Below are 15,805 nucleotides of genomic sequence, written 5' to 3' on the forward strand. Positions count from 1 at the left end.
TTAAATTTTAATCCAAAATAATATTAGACTTCGATAGTTCGTCATGCTCACTATAAACTCAGCTCAGCCTGACACCTTTAAAAAAAATATTTTGGAAGAGTAATGTCACTCTGAGCCTGTCGAAGAGTATTATCAGTAAAATTTAAAAAGATCCTAATATTTTTGATTTTTCATAAGAAATATTGAGTTATTTTAGCGCCAAAACTATTAATTCACTTTTTCATGAAAAAATGGACATTCAGAAAATGGAATAATTCATTAGGCTGGCTGATATTCGGAATTGCGCTAATTACCTATTTCTCTACAATGGAGCGCAAACTTAGCTTTTGGGATTGTGGTGAATATATTGCCTCTGCCATAAAGTTACAAGTAACACATGCTCCCGGCGCCGCCTTATTTCAACTTATAGGTGCAACACTTTCTGCATTTGCATTCGGTAACGGACAAAATTATGCTTTGATTATTAACGGAATCTCAGCACTATGCAGTGCCTTTACTATTCTATTTTTATTCTGGACAGTTACCCATTTCGCCAAAAACTTTTTCCAGAGTTCTCAAAAAGAACTAAACGCTAATCAGACTTTTGCTGTTTTATTCTCAGGGATTGTCGGAGCTTTAGCTTTTACATTCAGCGATACCTTTTGGTTTTCAGCTGTAGAAGGCGAAGTATATGCTATGGCTAGTATGTTTATTGCTCTTATTTTGTGGCTTATCTGCAAATGGGAAGAAGACTTTGATCAGAAAGATAATCAACGCTGGATTATCCTGATTTTCTTTATCACAGGACTTTCATTAGGTGTTCATATGATGTGTATGCTTGCCGTTCCTGCTGTATGTCTGATTTATTATAGCAAAAAATATAAATTCACATGGAAAAGTTTTTTATTAGCTAACCTTATTACTTTAGTCGTTCTGGCAATGGTATTCAAGGTTGTTTTCCCTACATTAATGACGATCTTCTCCAGAAGTGAAATTACTTTTGTCAATGGATTTGGATTACCATTTCATTCAGGAACTATTTTTTCGTTTTTGGCATTAGTTGCTGCATCATACTACATCTTAAAATTTGCTCGAAAGAAATCCAGCGATTTATTACAAACCATCACATTAAGCTCGGTATTTCTTATCATAGGCTTTTTCTGTTGGATGGTTTTGCCGGTTCGAGCCAATGCCAATCCGGCAATCAATCTTAATAATCCTGATAGTGCAATTGGACTTTTAGATTACTACAACCGTGTTCAGTATGGAGATTGGCCTACTACCTATGGAGAAAATTATACTGCTTATTTAGATCCCGATGGTATTGAGAAAAATGATGACGGAAGTTATAAAACAGTAAAAACAGGTAATGTCTATGTAAAGAATGAACAAACAGGCAGATACGATTTAATCGACACTCGTGATGATCTTGTCTATAATAAAAATCAGATAAGCTTTCTGCCGAGAATGTTCAGTAATGATAAAACGGTTATTCCAAATTACATGTCTATGTATGGAGCTCCGGAATTTAGCTTTAATTATGATAATGAAGATATCGCCAATGACAAAGATGCCTACACAGCATTTGAAGCCATGAAGAAGAAATATGATGAAGGAAGTATTACGTATCAGGATTATATAAATGCAAAAAAATACAATCTTATCCACGTCAAAAAACCTGGTTTTGGACAAAACCTAAACTATTTTATATCCTTTCAGAATGGTTATTACTTTGTAAGATATTTGCTGTGGAATTTCGTTGGCAGACAAAATGACCTTCAGGGGGAGTTTCAGGATAACCGTGGAAACTGGATCAGCGGATTCTCTACTGTGGATAATGCTTTGTATGGTGATCAGGAACATCTTTCATCTCAGTTCAGAAATGAATCAACAGTAAAGTTTTTCTTCTTGCCCCTAATTTTAGGCTTAATAGGTTTTTTCTTTCAGTTAAATAAAGATTTCGGAAGATTTTATGCCCTATTATCTTTATTTATACTAACCAGTTTCGGAATCATTTATTACACAGGTGTGAAACCTTTCGAGCCACGTGAACGCGATTACGCTGTTGTTGGTTCTTTTTATGCCTTTGCTATCTGGATCGGATTAGGTGCTACAGCTCTTTTTTATCTGGTACAGTATAAAATTAAAAAAACAAATCTCAACTGGGCAGTCGGAGCTCTTTTATTAGGGATTCCTCTTATGATGGGCTTTCAGAATTATCGTCCACATGACAGGAGCCAGAAAACAGCAGCTTATGACAGCGCCTACTCTATCCTGAAATCCTTACCAAAAGACAGCGTAATGATTACTTATGCTGATAATGACACTTATCCAACATTTGGATTACAACAGACCGAGAACTTCCGCGATGATGTAAGAATTGTGCATCAGGCATTAGTATCAAAATCATGGTTTATTAATCAGACGATGAGAAAAATAAACAATTCCGAAAAACTCCCTCTACGTTTAACGCCGGAAGAATATCAGGAAGGAACCAATGAACAGGTATATCTCATGAGTAAAGAGGAATGGAAAAGTATATTCGATAATCTTGATGCCCAGGGAGAGAATTCAAAAGCGCTAGCTTCTTTCAGAAAATACATAACCCAAGATTCTATGACCTTTCAGGAGGCTATAGCCTTTCTGAAAATGAAATCTGAAGATAAAGATCAGATTCTTCAAATGATCTTTGCAGGTGATAAATATGCAAAACTGAACTTCCTTCCTGTTCACACTTTTACCCTTCCCGTAAATACCAAAAACGCAGTAGAAGCCGGAATTATAAAACCCGAAAACGCTGCATTCACTGAAAAGAACCTGGTCGTAAACTACACGGATAATACCATGTACAAATACAATCTTTTTCTGATGGATTTATTAGCAAATTTCGACTGGAAAAGACCTATTAATTTCTCAGCAACAGGTATGTCAGATCCCGCAGACATGTTCTTTTTAAGAGATTATCTGCAGTTTGATGGCTTCTCCTATCGTCTCGTTCCTATAAAAACAATCCAGGAGGATACTCCTCGCGGTGATATTGGACGCGTAGATGCAGAAGAACTTTACAGAACAGTAAAAAACTTCAAATGGGGAAATTTCAAAAATCTCTATAACCATTACGATGAAATTGCAATGAGCAATATTATGAGCTATCGACTAACAGCTTCCCGTGCAGCACAAGCATTGGTTGAAAAAGGAGATAAAAAAAGAGCTTTAGAACTCCTGGATTTAGCCTCATCAGAAATTCCGTTCGAGAAATATAATGATCCACGTTCTGTAGATGATATGGTTTATAGTTATCTGCTAGCCGGCAACGAGAAAAAAGCACTGGCACTGGCTGCTAAAGTACAAAGCAATACATTACAGGATTATAATTACTACAAAAGCCTGGATAAAAAACATCAAAAAACGATGAAAAAGGATATGGCTTCACAGCCTTATTATTATTCTATGGTTGCTAAAAGTATAGCGAATGCCTATTCGAGAAATGGTCAAAAAGAAAAAGGTTTAAAATATCTTCTGAATGCACTAAAACCAGTTGATTCAGAATTCAGAGCTTACCTTGTACAACTTCAAAATACTAAAGCAGAATACAAACAGGAAAAAGTGGACCAAGTACAGGAAATCACTCCTTTCTATGAGTATTTATTCGATGCGATGCAGCCTTATGACTCAGCTTATGCATCTGCCAGAATGAAACAGATTAATTCGGATATTATGAAAGCGGTACAGTAGTTGAATCGTTAATCATTGAATCGTCAATAGGTAAATGGTAAATGGTAAATAGTGAATAGTGAATGTTCTAACTTCTAATATCTATTTTCTTCCAAATTGTACAATACAACTAAATCTCCTAATATTATATTAAAATCCTGATATATGAAAAAATCCGATATCACAAAAATGCCAGGCTACTACGACCGTTATATCAATCTGGTAGATGACATTGAAATTCTGAAAGCTTTTGACGAGAGTATTCAGCAGATTGATCAGATAAACATCGATCAGTTACTTCAACTGGGAGATAGTGTTTATGCTCCCGAAAAATGGACAATCAAACAGATTATACAACATATCATAGATACTGAAAGAGTCTTTACAGAAAGAACAACACGTTTTGCCCGACAAGATGGTGTAACTCCGCAGGGATTTGATGAAAATCTCTTTGCTGACAATGCAAAAGTAAATCACCGTACCTTAGAAAGTCTTTTGAAAGAACTAAAAAGTGTTCGTATAGCCAGCAAAGCAATGTTTGAAGGTTTTGATGATGAAACAATACAACATTCGGGTAATAATTATAATACAGAGATGTCTGTATTGGCAATGGGTTTCACCATGGTGGGACATCAGATCCACCATTTTAATATCATCAGAGAAAGATATCTTCCATTATTACAAAACTAAGCAAGATTCGGGTTTTATTATAGTACCACTTATCGGAAATTTGTTTCAAATATAACAGAGATGAAACCACAAACCGACATTAACTTTCAACGTGTTGCCGAAGCTATAGAATACATTCAGCAACACTTCAAAGAACAACCAAGTCTGGAGGATATTGCAGATAATGTACATGTAAGTCCCTATCATTTCCAACGGATATTTAGTGACTGGGCTGGTACTTCCCCTAAGAAGTTCCTCCAATACATAAGCCTTCAGTATGCTAAAGATTTACTAAAACAAAATGCTACACTAGCTGAAGCAGCCTATGAAACAGGTCTTTCCGGAACAGGAAGATTACACGATCTGTTCATCAATATAGAAGGTATGACACCTTTCGAGTATAAAAACGGTGGCGAAAGTTTACATATTAATTATAGCTTTTACAATAGTACTTTCGGTTCTGTTTTTATAGCCTCTACTACGAAAGGAATCTGTGCAATGACTTTTTATGAAAATAAGGATGATGCCATCCAGCAGCTTAAAAAGCAATTTCCAAATGCAATATTACGAGAACAAAGCGATGCTTTTCAAGAAAATGCATTATCTATTTTCAGCAAGGACTGGCAACACATAAATAAAATAAAGTTACATCTGAAAGGAACAGATTTCCAGTTAAAAGTATGGGAAGCTCTCCTTAAAATACCTTTAGGTGAGCTTACTACTTATGGTTATCTGGCAGAGCAAATCAATAATCCAAAAGCTTCCAGAGCAGTAGGAACAGCCATAGGGAGTAATCCTGTAGCATTTCTTATTCCTTGTCACAGAGTAATTCAATCTACCGGAAAAATTGGAGGCTACATGTGGGGACCTACGCGTAAAACCGCTATTATCGGATGGGAACAGGCAAGAGTAAATGCTGATCTTTAGTTAGAAATTATGACGACACTTATTCAAAAAATCGAGAATATTGATTGGGAGAAAGTAACAGAAGACATGCACCAGAATGGTTACGCAATTATCCCAGGTCTTATCGATAACAAGTCTTGTGAAGAACTAAAAGCAGGTTACGAAAAAGCCGGAGCCTACAGAAAAAGAGTAATTATGGAACGCCATAGGTTTGGATTAGGTGAATACAAATACTACGACTATCCTTTACCCAACATTATTCAGAATATAAGAACCAATATCTATCCATATTTGGCACCAATTGCGAATACATGGTTTAGAGCTTTGCAAATAGACAAACAGTTTCCACTGGTTCATGAAGAATTATTATCCGAATGTCATGCAAACGAGCAGAAAAAAGCAACAGCCTTAATCTTAAAATATGGGAAGGGTGGCTTTAATACATTACATCAGGATCTTTATGGCGATGTGTATTTCCCTATACAGGTTGTCTTAATGTTAACTCAACCTGAAGAAGATTTTACTGGCGGAGAATTCGTTCTCACCCAGCAAATTCCCAGAGCCCAGTCTAAGGCAATAGTGTTAAAGCCTAATAAAGGCGATTTACTGATATTTACAACTAACTTTAAACCTGAAAAAGGCGCTAAAGGCTATTACAGGGTTAATATGAAACATGGTGTAAGTGAAGTAAAGAATGGCAACAGGTATACATTAGGTATTATATTTCACGATGCCTTAAATTAGTATGATAAAACATATTGATATTTCTGATTTGGAGCTGAGAAATAAAATCCGAAGAAAAGATATTTTGTTGGGTGGAAACAGGAAACTCAAAATATATGGTACATTATCCTGTACATCCGGAAAACGAATGAAAAGGGAAAACAGGGTTTTCTTTATTTCTGAACAAGATGCCCTAGAAAAGGCATATCGTCCATGTGGACATTGTATGAAAGAACAATACAGCAAATGGAAAAATGGAATTATTTGAACGCGAAATAGACAGCACAGCAAACCTACTCCCAAAAGACGGAACAGTTAATTATTACGGAAAAATATTCTCTTTAGAAGAAGCCGATTATTATTATCAGTTATTATTATCTGAAATCGAATGGCGAAATGATGAGGCCATAATCTTCGGAAAAAAAATTCTGACCAAACGAAAAGTAGCCTGGTACGGAGACATACCTTTTGAATATACCTACTCCAACGCTACCAAAACGGCACTTCCATGGACCGAAAATCTTTTGGTATTAAAAAAAATTGCTGAGCAAACTACCGGCGAAACTTATAATTCTTGTCTGTTAAATCTCTACCATTCCGGGGATGAGGGTATGGCCTGGCACAGTGATGCCGAAAAGGATCTGAAAAAGCATGGTGCCATTGGTTCTATGAGCTTTGGTGCAGAAAGAAAGTTTGCTTTCAAACATAAAAAAACACAAGAAAAAGTAGAGCTTATACTGGAACACGGCAGCCTGCTCGTAATGAAAAATGAAACTCAGGATTTCTGGCTGCATCGGCTTCCACCAACTAAAAAATTCTTTAAAGAAAGGGTAAACTTAACCTTCCGCACCATTGTTGAATAAAAGTTATTTCTTATCTTTAATAGATTAATTCTTACTAAGATGAGCAATGATAGTTATTTACAAAGTGTAAAGAAACAATTTTCTTATTACAAAGCTCTGGCAGAAAAAACTTTCGCACAACTTACCGAAGAACAATTATTCTGGCAATACAACGAAGAAAGCAACAGCATTGCTGTCATTGCGAAACATTTAGCCGGAAATATGCTTTCCAGATGGACAGATATATTTAATACAGACGGTGAAAAAGAATGGAGAAACCGCGATGCTGAATTTGAAAATGATTTTCAGTCTAAAACCGAGTTACTAGACTTTTGGGATAAAGGCTGGAATGTTTTCCAAACAACTCTGGAATCACTTACTGATGAGGATTTAGAAAAAATCATCTATATCCGAAATCAGGGTCATACAGTTTTAGAAGCTATCAACAGACAGCTTGCCCACTACCCTTACCATGTTGGCCAAATTGTTTTTATCGGAAAAATGATATGCAATCAGGATTGGGAAAGTCTTTCTATTCCCAGAAATACATCTGCTAATTACAATCAGAATATGTTTAACAAACCCAAACACAGAGAACATTTTACAGACGAAACATTAAATACAAACAATAAATAATGGATATTAAACCTGAGATTACCTGGTCAGATTTTGAGAAGATTGACATGCGCGTAGGGACTATTATTTCTGCAGCAGTTTTTGAAAAGGCCAGAAAGCCAGCTTATCAGCTGGAAATAGATTTTGGAGATTTGGGAATAAAAAAGTCTTCTGCCCAGATCACTGATCTTTATAATACGGATATATTAGTAGGACAACAGATTATTGCTGTTGTAAACTTTCCGAAAAAACAAATAGCCAATTTTTTCAGTGAATGCCTTGTACTGGGCATTGTAGGCTCCAATCAGGTTATTACATTATTACAGCCAGAGCAAAAAGCTACTAATGGATTACCTATAGCGTAAAAGTTATCATACATCAATGAACACGCTATCAGTTCCGTTGTATTTTTGCTTTATCAAATGAGACAAATACAATGGAACTTAATCATTTAAAATCATTCACCAATGGACTTCCCAATACCGAAAAAATGCCGGTCCTATTTCTGGGACACGGCAGTCCTATGAATGCCATTGAAGAAAATGATTTTGTTAATGGTTGGCGAAAAATTGGTCAGTCAATTCCAAAACCAGCCGCTGTTATATGTATTTCTGCTCACTGGGAAACATCCGGTACCAAGGTAACAGCTGTTCCTCATCCAAAGACTATACACGATTTTTATGGCTTTCCACCCGAACTTTTCGCAGTACAATATCCTGCTCCCGGAAGTCCGGAACTTGCCACAGAATTATCGGAAGTAATAGATATTACACCTGTGGAGCTAGACAAAATGTGGGGACTAGATCACGGTGCATGGAGTGTTATAAAATTCCTTTATCCGGATGCTGATATTCCGGTTATTGAATTCAGTATAGACGTTCATAAATCACCCAAAGAACATTATGAACTGGCAAAGGAATTACAATATCTACGGCATAAAGGAGTATTAATTGTAGGTAGTGGTAATATTGTTCACAATCTTCGTATGATGAACTGGCGTCAGCCGGAAACTGGCTACGATTGGGCTATAGAAGCCAATGACACTTTCAAAAATTATTTATTGCAGGACAAACAGGAAGAATTATTGAAATTTCAAGGTATCAGCTCTGCAAATCAACTTTCTGTTCCTACCCCTGAACATTATATTCCTTCTCTCTATGCTTATGCATTAAGAGATAATAATGATAGTATAAAATTATTTAACGATCAGTTAATTTATGGTTCGATAGGAATGCTTTCCTTTCAGATAGGATAAAACAAACTTTAACAAAATATTTAATCATTAAAATTTAAGAAATTATGGCAACTAAATGGAACTTAGACCCTTCACATTCTGAAGTACAATTTAAAGTAAAACACATGGTAATCTCTACTGTGAGTGGCGAATTACAGATTTTCGATGCAGCTATTGAAGCTGAAAATGATGATTTTAGCCATGCAAAGATTAATTTCTCTGCAGATGTAAACTCTATCAATACAAAAAACAAAGACAGAGACAATCACCTAAAAAGCGATGATTTCTTTTCTGCTAATCAATATCCGGAAATTAAATTTACGAGTACTTCTGGTATAGAAAACGGTAAAATCGCCGGAGATTTAGAAATTAAGGGTATCAGCAAGCCAGTTGTATTAGATGCTGACTTTGGCGGTGTAATCAACGATCCTTTCGGATTTGTAAGAGCAGGTTTCGAAATTTCAGGAAAAATCAACAGAAAAGATTTTGGACTTTCTTGGAGCCAGACTACTGAAGCTGGTGGCTTAGTTGTTTCTGACGAAGTTAAGCTTATCGCTAATGTAGAATTTACAAAAGCTCAATAAGAAAATATTCTGAACAAAATAAAAGCTTCTCATTTTGGTGAGAAGCTTTTTTATTAAGTTTAACGTTTTGTGAAGCTTAGATTACCTTCTATTTAGCAGCGCTCTGAGCAGCATCTGTCCACTCTTTGCTAGCTTTCATCAGATAATCACTAAATTGTTTTTGCTCCTCCGGCTTTAATTTTGAAGCCCAAGCAGCAGCACCCTGGCTCCATGTCTGGAACTTGGTTGCTAATTCTGTTAGTTTAGCTTGATCTTTATTTGCGATAGCTGTTTTATAATCAGTAAGTAATTGCTGATATTCTGCTAATCCTTTGTTCACGTCTTCATTAGAAAATTTCGGAACTTCTGCCTTAACTTCTGTAGTTGTAGTTGAAGTTGTAGTACCAGATTCCGTTTTGGTAGTTAGTGAATCTGTTGATGTTGTAGTTTTTGTTTCTGTTTTTTTGTTACATGAAACTACAAGAGCGAAAACAGCCAAAGGCAAAATGATTCTCTTCATATATTTTGTATTTGTTGGTTAACTATATCAAATGTAGCACTTTTTATATTCGATAAAGATGTTTTTTTTCTTTATTCGATGGAAACTTTCTATGGAAATTTTTATTTACATTATATTTTTCCATAATACGTGACATAAAATCATCTAAAACAACCTTCAGCAGGTTATTCTTCGATGAACCACAAAAGATGATTATCTTTGTCCGGAAATTATAAACATGGTAAAGAAAATAATAGTATTATATATATCCATCTGTATAGGTAGCTTTATTCTGGCCGGGATACTACTTTATGCCAATATTGGAAATGAAAAAGAGCTTTATGGTAATCTGTTTGATCAGTATCAGAGTGCTATTTATAAGGGGATTGCTATTATGTGTATCTCTATTATTCCCATATTTCTGAATACATATCAATGGATAAGACAAAAGCCCTTACTAAGATTTGTTTCTTTTTTCCTTTGGCCTGTAATTATTTACATTTTCGAAACTGCCAGGAGTACTCCACAACAGTTAAAAAATACATCTATTACCTTTTTTAGTGTATTTGCATGCCTGCTATTAGGCTACATCTATTTCCAGAGAATGATAAAAAAAGAACAAAATTCTGTAAAATAAACCCATGAAAAGAGTATTACTTAGCCTGTATTTCTGTTCACAGATATTTTCAAACGCCCAGTCATTTGATCTTATTCCATTAGGTGTACATGGTGGTGGTGAAGAAAATAATTTAAGTTCTTACCTCATTGGTGAAACCGGGAAAAATTCATTTTTGTGCATGGATGCCGGAACGGTAAGAGCAGGTATAGATAAGGCTATAGAGAAAGGTGTATTTTCTGTAAGTAATGAGATTGTACTTAAAGATTACATTAAGGGATATTTTATTTCCCATGGACATCTGGATCATTTATCCGGTATGGTCATTAATTCTCCGGATGACAGTAAGAAAAATATCTATTCTATCCCTGAAACTGCCGAAATACTAAAAAACAGGTATTTTACAAATGATGCCTGGATCAATTTCGCAAATGAAGGTGATAAGCCTACTCTGGGCAAGTATACTTATAGAAAAATGGACACAAATGCTCCATTTTCTATTGACGGGACTAATTTAACCGGCCGTATTTTTCCGCTAAGCCATGTAAATCCTTATAAGAGTTCCGCGATTCTTGTTTCTGGTTCACAACAAGAAAGTATTCTTTATTTGGGAGATACAGGAGCTGACAGAGTGGAAAAAAGCAATGCATTACAAAATCTTTGGCAAAATGTTGCTCCATTGGTAAAAAGCAAAAAATTAAAAGCCATACTTATCGAAGTTTCTTTTGAAAATGAGAGGGCTGAAAATGCACTTTTTGGTCATCTTACACCAAAGCTTTTAAATGAAGAGCTTTCTGTTCTGGCTAAGACAGCTCAGCAAAAAGACCTGAAAGATTTAAAGATTATTATCACTCATTTAAAACCCGGAGGTAACCGGATTGAGATTATCAAGAAGGAACTTACGGAAAATAATCCATTGAAAGTTCAGTTAATATTCCCGGAACAGGGACAGAAAATTCAGCTTTAATTATATTGAAGTTATAAAAACAAAAAGCGCGAAGAAAAATTTTCTTCGCGCTTTTTGTTTTTATAACTTCCACTAACGGGTAAGATGCTTATATTTCTTCAGAACAATTGTTTTGTAAAATGCATATGTAAGCATTACTCCCATTATAGCCATTCCTGAACCTACAAGCACCGGAGTATTATATGCAAAGCCCAGAGTAATTGGAATTCCACCCAAATAAGCTCCTAAAGTATTTCCCATATTAAAACTAGCCTGCCCCGCTGCTGCTGCTAGAGTTTCTGCTCCTTCAGCAGTACGTATTAACATAATCTGTATAGGTGCTCCTATAGTAAACGATATTAATCCTGTAATAAAGGCCATAGGATAAGCCGTCCATTCTATTGGAGAGGTAAAGTATACCACTACAAGACAAACAGCCATAGAAGAGAAACAAATCATCGCTGCTTTGGTTGGTGAAATAGAATCTGCAAGCTTTCCACCCAATAAATTACCAAAACACATCCCCAGTCCTACCAAAATCATAATAAAAGGGACTTTCCCTGCAGCTATTCCCGAAACGTTTGTCACTAATGGTGCTATATAGCTAATCCATGCAAAGAGACCGCCTGTTCCTACAGAAATTAAAACAATTAGCAACCAGGCTTCTGGTCTTTTAAAATAAGAAAGCTGTGAGAAAATATTCTCAGAATTACTTGAAGCAATATTAGGCAGCCAAAAGAAAATTGATAAAGCCGTTCCTAACCCCAAGAAACAGATAATTCCGTATGTAATTCTCCATGAATAATGATGCCCGAGGAATGTTCCTAACGGAACTCCCAACAGGTTAGCTATTGTCATCCCTGTAAACATAATGGAAATATACTGGGCTTCTTTGCCTTTAGGTGCCATTTTAGCAGCAACCACAGACCCTACACCAAAGAAAGCTCCGTGTGGTAATCCGGACATAAAACGGGTAAGCTGCATACTCCAGTGATTTGGAGCAATCGCAAAAAGACCATTGAACACAAAAAACATCAACATCAGTAAAATAAGTACTTTTTTCGGCGGATATTTACTAGTGAACAAAACCAGAATAGGTGCTCCAACAAAAACACCCAATGCATATAATGCAATAAGATGTGCCGCTACAGGTATATTCACTCCTATATCTCCGGCAATATCCGGTAAAATACCCATCATTGTAAATTCCGTCATTCCGATGGATAAACCACCAAAAGCAAGTGCCAATAATCCCTTTTTCATCACCTTAATATTTCTGTTCGTTTTTTGAAGGCGCAAATTTACGACCTTTCAAAAGAATATCTACTGAATTGATATAGATTAAGTCTATTAAGATTTGTTCATAGTAAGAATACAATTTAAAAAATCGGAAAAGAATCGGAAAAATTCTATTTTTGTATATGACTATTTATAATACAAAAGAATGGTTTAAGGCTGTAGTATTCATCCATAAAACCGATACCTTCAGAAAACTTTTTCCCTATATTATATTCATGGGGGTTATTTCGTGGGGAATTGCATATTGGGAACTTGAAAGTCTAAAGCTTTCTGATAAAAGCTGGGTAAAGAATATTACCACTGTCCACAGTCTTCTGGGGTTTGTTTTATCCCTGTTACTAGTATTCCGTACCAATTCGGCCTACGATCGTTGGTGGGAGGCACGAAAACAATGGGGAGCTTTAACCAATACTTCCAGAAACCTGGCTATAAAGCTTAATGCTTATTTACCAAAGGAAGACACAAAGAACAGAAATTTTTACAGAAAAGCTATTGCGCTTTACCCACAAGCTTTATTCTCTTTTTTACGTTCTGATTATTCTACCTTCATGCTGGACGATATACAACATCCGGAGCTTAACTTTGACTCCAAACATGGACCCAATCAGGTAGCCAGCCTCATATACAATAACGTTAATCAGCTATATAAAGACAAGATTATAACCGATGCTCAATTTATCAATATCAATCAGGATATCACAGATCTCACCAATATATGTGGTGCATGCGAACGTATAAAAAACACGCCCATCCCCTATTCTTATAGCTCTTTTATTAAAAAATTCATTGTTCTCTACGTTATTACACTTCCTTTCGGTTTTGTATTCTCTATGGGCTATTTTGTAACTTTAGTTGTTCCTTTTATTTTCTATATTCTGGCTTCTCTGGAACTTATTGCTGAAGCTATTGAAGATCCTTTTGGTACAGATGCAGATGATTTACCAATTGAAAAAATGGCCTTGAATATTAAAAAGCACGTTGGCGAACTGATTTAAATAAATAACCTGATAACCAGTCATGAACTCAATCCTAAACATCATAAAAAAACTGCGTCCAATCCATCGTGTGATGCTTTCCATTATTATTTCAGGTCTTATTTTTGTCATTGTACCATCAGAACTTCCTGTACTTCCGCGAATACTGATTACATGGTTGGGATTTGCTATTACTTACATTTCAATATGCTGGATCACAATATTTACAATGAATGTTACCGAAATAATAAGAAAAGCCAGTATAGAAGACGGAAGCAAAGCATTTGTATTTCTATTTGTTATTCTGGCCTCATTCGCATGTTTATTCACCGTACTTCTTATGGTAATGGGATTTAATGATAAAAATATCAGCCAATGGTTTATGGTTCTTATTGCTGTAGGCAGCATGATTTCTTCATGGGCACTGGTACACACATTATACATTTTTCATTATGCACATTTGTATTACAAGACAAAAGGAGGAAAAGGTTTAGACTATCCTGGAGATGAGAAACCTGATTATCTGGACTTTGCTTACTTTTCCTTTGTTATGGGGTGTACATTTCAGGTTTCCGATGTGGAAATTTCATCTAAAGAAATCCGTCGTGTAGCATTGTTTCATGGTTTACTTTCCTTTGCTCTCAATACTTTTGTTGTAGCGCTAACTATAAATATTATAGCAGGCCTTATTCACTAAAAAACAATTATGTCATCAGATATTGTTAAAAGATTCGACCGTATTATGGCTATTTTCATTCATCTGCAATCCAGACGTACGGTACGTGCACAGGATCTTGCAGATCGTTTTGAGGTAAGCCTAAGAACAATTTACAGAGATATAAAAAGCCTTGAACAGGCAGGAATCCCTATTTACAGCGAAGCCGGAACCGGATATGAACTAATGGAAGGATACAAACTTCCTCCGGTGATGTTTTCTCAGGAGGAAGCACTAAGTTTTATTGCGGCGGAAAAATTAATGGACAGATTTATTGATGAGGGTTTAAAGCAAAACTTTCTTTCGGCAACCTATAAAATAAAATCTGTTCTAAGAATGTCTGAAAAGGATTTACTTTCTACTTTGGAGAATCAGATTATTATTCACAAACCCCAACATAGTACATCAGTACAAAAAGCTCCTGACCATACTATGGAAACGCTGTTTAATGCTATTGCACAGCAAAAACAGGTAAGAATAGATTACAAGGGTGTGCAGGATAGCAAATGCCAGGAAAGGATAATAGAACCTGTTGGATTATTTTATGAACAAGGACATTGGTATATACAGGCTTATTGTCTCCTCCGCAATGATTACAGACAGTTTCGTACTGATAGAATATCGGGAATTCAGATTATGGAAATAGGTTTTTCTAAAAAACACCCACATCTGAAACAACTTTTACCGGAGAAAAAAAATGAACATAAAGGTACCGAAGCCATTATAAGGGTACACAATTCTTTTGCCGGTTATATGAAATGGGATCGCCATTATTATGGCTTCATTTCCGAGAAAGATTTGGGAGAAGAGACCGAAATGGTATTCTCAATAAGGGATATAGATAATGGATTTCCTCGATGGTTACTCATGTTTGGGGACCGCCTTACCATTATAAAGCCTGAATCTCTAAAAAATGATGTGCAAGACTTACTGGAAACCCAATTAGAAAGAATAAAAAACTCCGGTCAATAGCCGGAGTTTAATTTTATATTGGTGTATTTATCTTTCCCAGAAAAAAGGAGGTTCAATTCCTAGTGCTCTTAAATAAACATATCCCTGAGCCCTGTGATGAATTTCATTGTCTATAAAATACAAAATGTTATCTTTTATCGGAAAATTATATTGTCCGAAAAGATTATGATTTTTGGGAAAATCTTTTTCCGGAATTTTATTATATAGATCAATAATTACCGGAGTCTCTTCATCCCATTTTGCTAATAACTCTGCTTTTGTATTCAAATTCAAATCATGGTTATATGCTTCTTCGGATCTATTAACTATTCCATGTAATCCGGGACTTGCAATAGAAAGAAGTTCTTTTACCATATCCGAAAAAGGGCGCATACCTTCTACCGAGAATTCAAATAATTCTTTTTCCGGAAATTTTTCAATCACTCTTCTTGTAAGATTTCTGTGTCCTAACCAGTGGTTAAGCAAATCTTCTTTACCCATAAATGTTTCTTGTTTTGAAATTTGTGTAGTTTCCATATTGTTTGAGATTAAATTTTATT

The 15,805-nt window shown here is 35.6% G+C and carries 18 protein-coding genes; 15 read left to right on the forward strand and 3 right to left on the reverse strand.

All coding sequences use genetic code 11. The features are described 5' to 3' along the window. Window positions 1–222 precede the first annotated feature (222 nt). From AYC65_RS10730 to AYC65_RS10775, 10 genes are all read left to right on the forward strand, one after another. Window positions 223–3,714: a glycosyltransferase family 117 protein gene (locus AYC65_RS10730; protein WP_034869231.1), complete on the forward strand. Its 3,492-nt coding sequence runs from the start codon at window positions 223–225 to the stop codon at window positions 3,712–3,714. Between the two features lie 144 nt (window positions 3,715–3,858). Further along, the gene (locus AYC65_RS10735; protein WP_034869232.1) at window positions 3,859–4,383 is read left to right on the forward strand and encodes a DinB family protein; all 525 of its coding nucleotides are present in this window, start codon (window positions 3,859–3,861) and stop codon (window positions 4,381–4,383) included. Between the two features lie 60 nt (window positions 4,384–4,443). After that, window positions 4,444–5,289 (forward strand): methylated-DNA--[protein]-cysteine S-methyltransferase, encoded by an 846-nt coding sequence (locus AYC65_RS10740; protein ID WP_034869233.1) that lies wholly within the window; start codon window positions 4,444–4,446, stop codon window positions 5,287–5,289. Window positions 5,290–5,298: 9 nt separating this feature from the next. After that, window positions 5,299–6,012, forward strand: a complete 714-nt coding sequence (locus tag AYC65_RS10745; protein ID WP_078674522.1) for a 2OG-Fe(II) oxygenase — start codon at window positions 5,299–5,301, stop codon at window positions 6,010–6,012. A 1-nt stretch (window position 6,013) separates the two neighbouring features. Continuing rightward, complete coding sequence (locus tag AYC65_RS10750) at window positions 6,014–6,259, forward strand: Ada metal-binding domain-containing protein (RefSeq protein ID WP_034869234.1); 246 nt, start codon at window positions 6,014–6,016, stop codon at window positions 6,257–6,259. Beyond that, window positions 6,246–6,854 carry an alpha-ketoglutarate-dependent dioxygenase AlkB family protein gene (locus AYC65_RS10755; RefSeq protein WP_034869235.1) on the forward strand — a complete coding sequence of 203 codons (609 nt, stop codon included), beginning with the start codon at window positions 6,246–6,248 and terminating at the stop codon, window positions 6,852–6,854. The genes AYC65_RS10750 and AYC65_RS10755 overlap by 14 nt, the downstream gene beginning before the upstream one ends. Before the next feature lie 39 nt (window positions 6,855–6,893). Then, the gene (locus tag AYC65_RS10760; protein WP_034869237.1) at window positions 6,894–7,469 is read left to right on the forward strand and encodes a DUF1572 family protein; all 576 of its coding nucleotides are present in this window, start codon (window positions 6,894–6,896) and stop codon (window positions 7,467–7,469) included. Then, on the forward strand, window positions 7,469–7,813 hold the full coding sequence (locus AYC65_RS10765) for a tRNA-binding protein (RefSeq protein WP_034869238.1): 345 nt from the start codon (window positions 7,469–7,471) through the stop codon (window positions 7,811–7,813). Before AYC65_RS10760 ends, AYC65_RS10765 begins: the two co-directional genes overlap by 1 nt. Before the next feature lie 71 nt (window positions 7,814–7,884). Further along, window positions 7,885–8,703: a 4,5-DOPA-extradiol-dioxygenase gene (gene ygiD / locus AYC65_RS10770; protein WP_034869240.1), complete on the forward strand. Its 819-nt coding sequence runs from the start codon at window positions 7,885–7,887 to the stop codon at window positions 8,701–8,703. A 44-nt stretch (window positions 8,704–8,747) separates the two neighbouring features. After that, window positions 8,748–9,266: a YceI family protein gene (locus AYC65_RS10775; RefSeq protein WP_034869242.1), complete on the forward strand. Its 519-nt coding sequence runs from the start codon at window positions 8,748–8,750 to the stop codon at window positions 9,264–9,266. An 88-nt stretch (window positions 9,267–9,354) separates the two neighbouring features. Here AYC65_RS10775 and AYC65_RS10780 read toward each other — a convergent pair whose 3' ends face one another. After that, window positions 9,355–9,765, reverse strand: coding sequence for a hypothetical protein (locus AYC65_RS10780; RefSeq protein ID WP_034869244.1), 411 nt, complete (start codon window positions 9,763–9,765; stop codon window positions 9,355–9,357). Window positions 9,766–9,982: 217 nt separating this feature from the next. Between AYC65_RS10780 and AYC65_RS10785 the strand changes: the two genes are divergently transcribed. Further along, window positions 9,983–10,381 carry a hypothetical protein gene (locus tag AYC65_RS10785; protein WP_034869245.1) on the forward strand — a complete coding sequence of 133 codons (399 nt, stop codon included), beginning with the start codon at window positions 9,983–9,985 and terminating at the stop codon, window positions 10,379–10,381. 4 nt (window positions 10,382–10,385) lie between these two features. Continuing rightward, a complete protein-coding gene (locus AYC65_RS10790) occupies window positions 10,386–11,327 on the forward strand; it encodes an MBL fold metallo-hydrolase (RefSeq protein ID WP_034869246.1) in 942 nt (313 codons plus the stop codon). A 72-nt stretch (window positions 11,328–11,399) separates the two neighbouring features. On the opposite strand, the gene AYC65_RS10795 is transcribed toward AYC65_RS10790, so the two are convergent. Further along, window positions 11,400–12,569, reverse strand: coding sequence for an MFS transporter (locus AYC65_RS10795; protein ID WP_034870997.1), 1,170 nt, complete (start codon window positions 12,567–12,569; stop codon window positions 11,400–11,402). 158 nt (window positions 12,570–12,727) lie between these two features. Here AYC65_RS10795 and AYC65_RS10800 point away from each other — a divergent pair, with 158 nt between their 5' ends. Genes AYC65_RS10800 through AYC65_RS10810 form a run of 3 tightly spaced genes read left to right on the forward strand, consistent with a single transcriptional unit; the run spans window position 12,728 to window position 15,266 of the window. Further along, window positions 12,728–13,600: a bestrophin family protein gene (locus AYC65_RS10800; RefSeq protein WP_034870998.1), complete on the forward strand. Its 873-nt coding sequence runs from the start codon at window positions 12,728–12,730 to the stop codon at window positions 13,598–13,600. Window positions 13,601–13,622: 22 nt separating this feature from the next. Further along, complete coding sequence (locus AYC65_RS10805) at window positions 13,623–14,276, forward strand: DUF1345 domain-containing protein (RefSeq protein WP_068801180.1); 654 nt, start codon at window positions 13,623–13,625, stop codon at window positions 14,274–14,276. 9 nt (window positions 14,277–14,285) lie between these two features. Next, window positions 14,286–15,266: a helix-turn-helix transcriptional regulator gene (locus AYC65_RS10810; RefSeq protein WP_034871000.1), complete on the forward strand. Its 981-nt coding sequence runs from the start codon at window positions 14,286–14,288 to the stop codon at window positions 15,264–15,266. 27 nt (window positions 15,267–15,293) lie between these two features. Here the strand turns inward: AYC65_RS10810 and AYC65_RS10815 are convergent, their stop codons facing one another. After that, a complete protein-coding gene (locus AYC65_RS10815; RefSeq protein ID WP_034871001.1) occupies window positions 15,294–15,782 on the reverse strand; it encodes a DinB family protein in 489 nt (162 codons plus the stop codon). Window positions 15,783–15,805: the final 23 nt, after the last annotated feature.

Source organism: Elizabethkingia bruuniana (assembly GCF_002024805.1).
In the GTDB taxonomy this organism is placed as follows: Bacteria; Bacteroidota; Bacteroidia; order Flavobacteriales; family Weeksellaceae; genus Elizabethkingia; species Elizabethkingia bruuniana.

Bases quoted from the DNA above. Each gene is read 5' to 3' on its own strand.
- AYC65_RS10745 (WP_078674522.1), top strand. From the start codon at position 5,299: ATGACGACACTTATTCAAAAAATCGAGAATATTGATTGGGAGAAAGTA.
- AYC65_RS10795 (WP_034870997.1), bottom strand. From the start codon at position 12,569: ATGAAAAAGGGATTATTGGCACTTGCTTTTGGTGGTTTATCCATCGGA.
- AYC65_RS10800 (WP_034870998.1), top strand. From the start codon at position 12,728: ATGACTATTTATAATACAAAAGAATGGTTTAAGGCTGTAGTATTCATC.
- AYC65_RS10790 (WP_034869246.1), top strand. From the start codon at position 10,386: ATGAAAAGAGTATTACTTAGCCTGTATTTCTGTTCACAGATATTTTCA.
- AYC65_RS10810 (WP_034871000.1), top strand. From the start codon at position 14,286: ATGTCATCAGATATTGTTAAAAGATTCGACCGTATTATGGCTATTTTC.
- AYC65_RS10765 (WP_034869238.1), top strand. From the start codon at position 7,469: ATGGATATTAAACCTGAGATTACCTGGTCAGATTTTGAGAAGATTGAC.
- AYC65_RS10785 (WP_034869245.1), top strand. From the start codon at position 9,983: ATGGTAAAGAAAATAATAGTATTATATATATCCATCTGTATAGGTAGC.
- AYC65_RS10805 (WP_068801180.1), top strand. From the start codon at position 13,623: ATGAACTCAATCCTAAACATCATAAAAAAACTGCGTCCAATCCATCGT.
- AYC65_RS10780 (WP_034869244.1), bottom strand. From the start codon at position 9,765: ATGAAGAGAATCATTTTGCCTTTGGCTGTTTTCGCTCTTGTAGTTTCA.
- AYC65_RS10750 (WP_034869234.1), top strand. From the start codon at position 6,014: ATGATAAAACATATTGATATTTCTGATTTGGAGCTGAGAAATAAAATC.
- AYC65_RS10740 (WP_034869233.1), top strand. From the start codon at position 4,444: ATGAAACCACAAACCGACATTAACTTTCAACGTGTTGCCGAAGCTATA.
- AYC65_RS10760 (WP_034869237.1), top strand. From the start codon at position 6,894: ATGAGCAATGATAGTTATTTACAAAGTGTAAAGAAACAATTTTCTTAT.
- AYC65_RS10735 (WP_034869232.1), top strand. From the start codon at position 3,859: ATGAAAAAATCCGATATCACAAAAATGCCAGGCTACTACGACCGTTAT.
- AYC65_RS10755 (WP_034869235.1), top strand. From the start codon at position 6,246: ATGGAATTATTTGAACGCGAAATAGACAGCACAGCAAACCTACTCCCA.
- AYC65_RS10775 (WP_034869242.1), top strand. From the start codon at position 8,748: ATGGCAACTAAATGGAACTTAGACCCTTCACATTCTGAAGTACAATTT.
- ygiD (WP_034869240.1), top strand. From the start codon at position 7,885: ATGGAACTTAATCATTTAAAATCATTCACCAATGGACTTCCCAATACC.
- AYC65_RS10730 (WP_034869231.1), top strand. From the start codon at position 223: ATGAAAAAATGGACATTCAGAAAATGGAATAATTCATTAGGCTGGCTG.
- AYC65_RS10815 (WP_034871001.1), bottom strand. From the start codon at position 15,782: ATGGAAACTACACAAATTTCAAAACAAGAAACATTTATGGGTAAAGAA.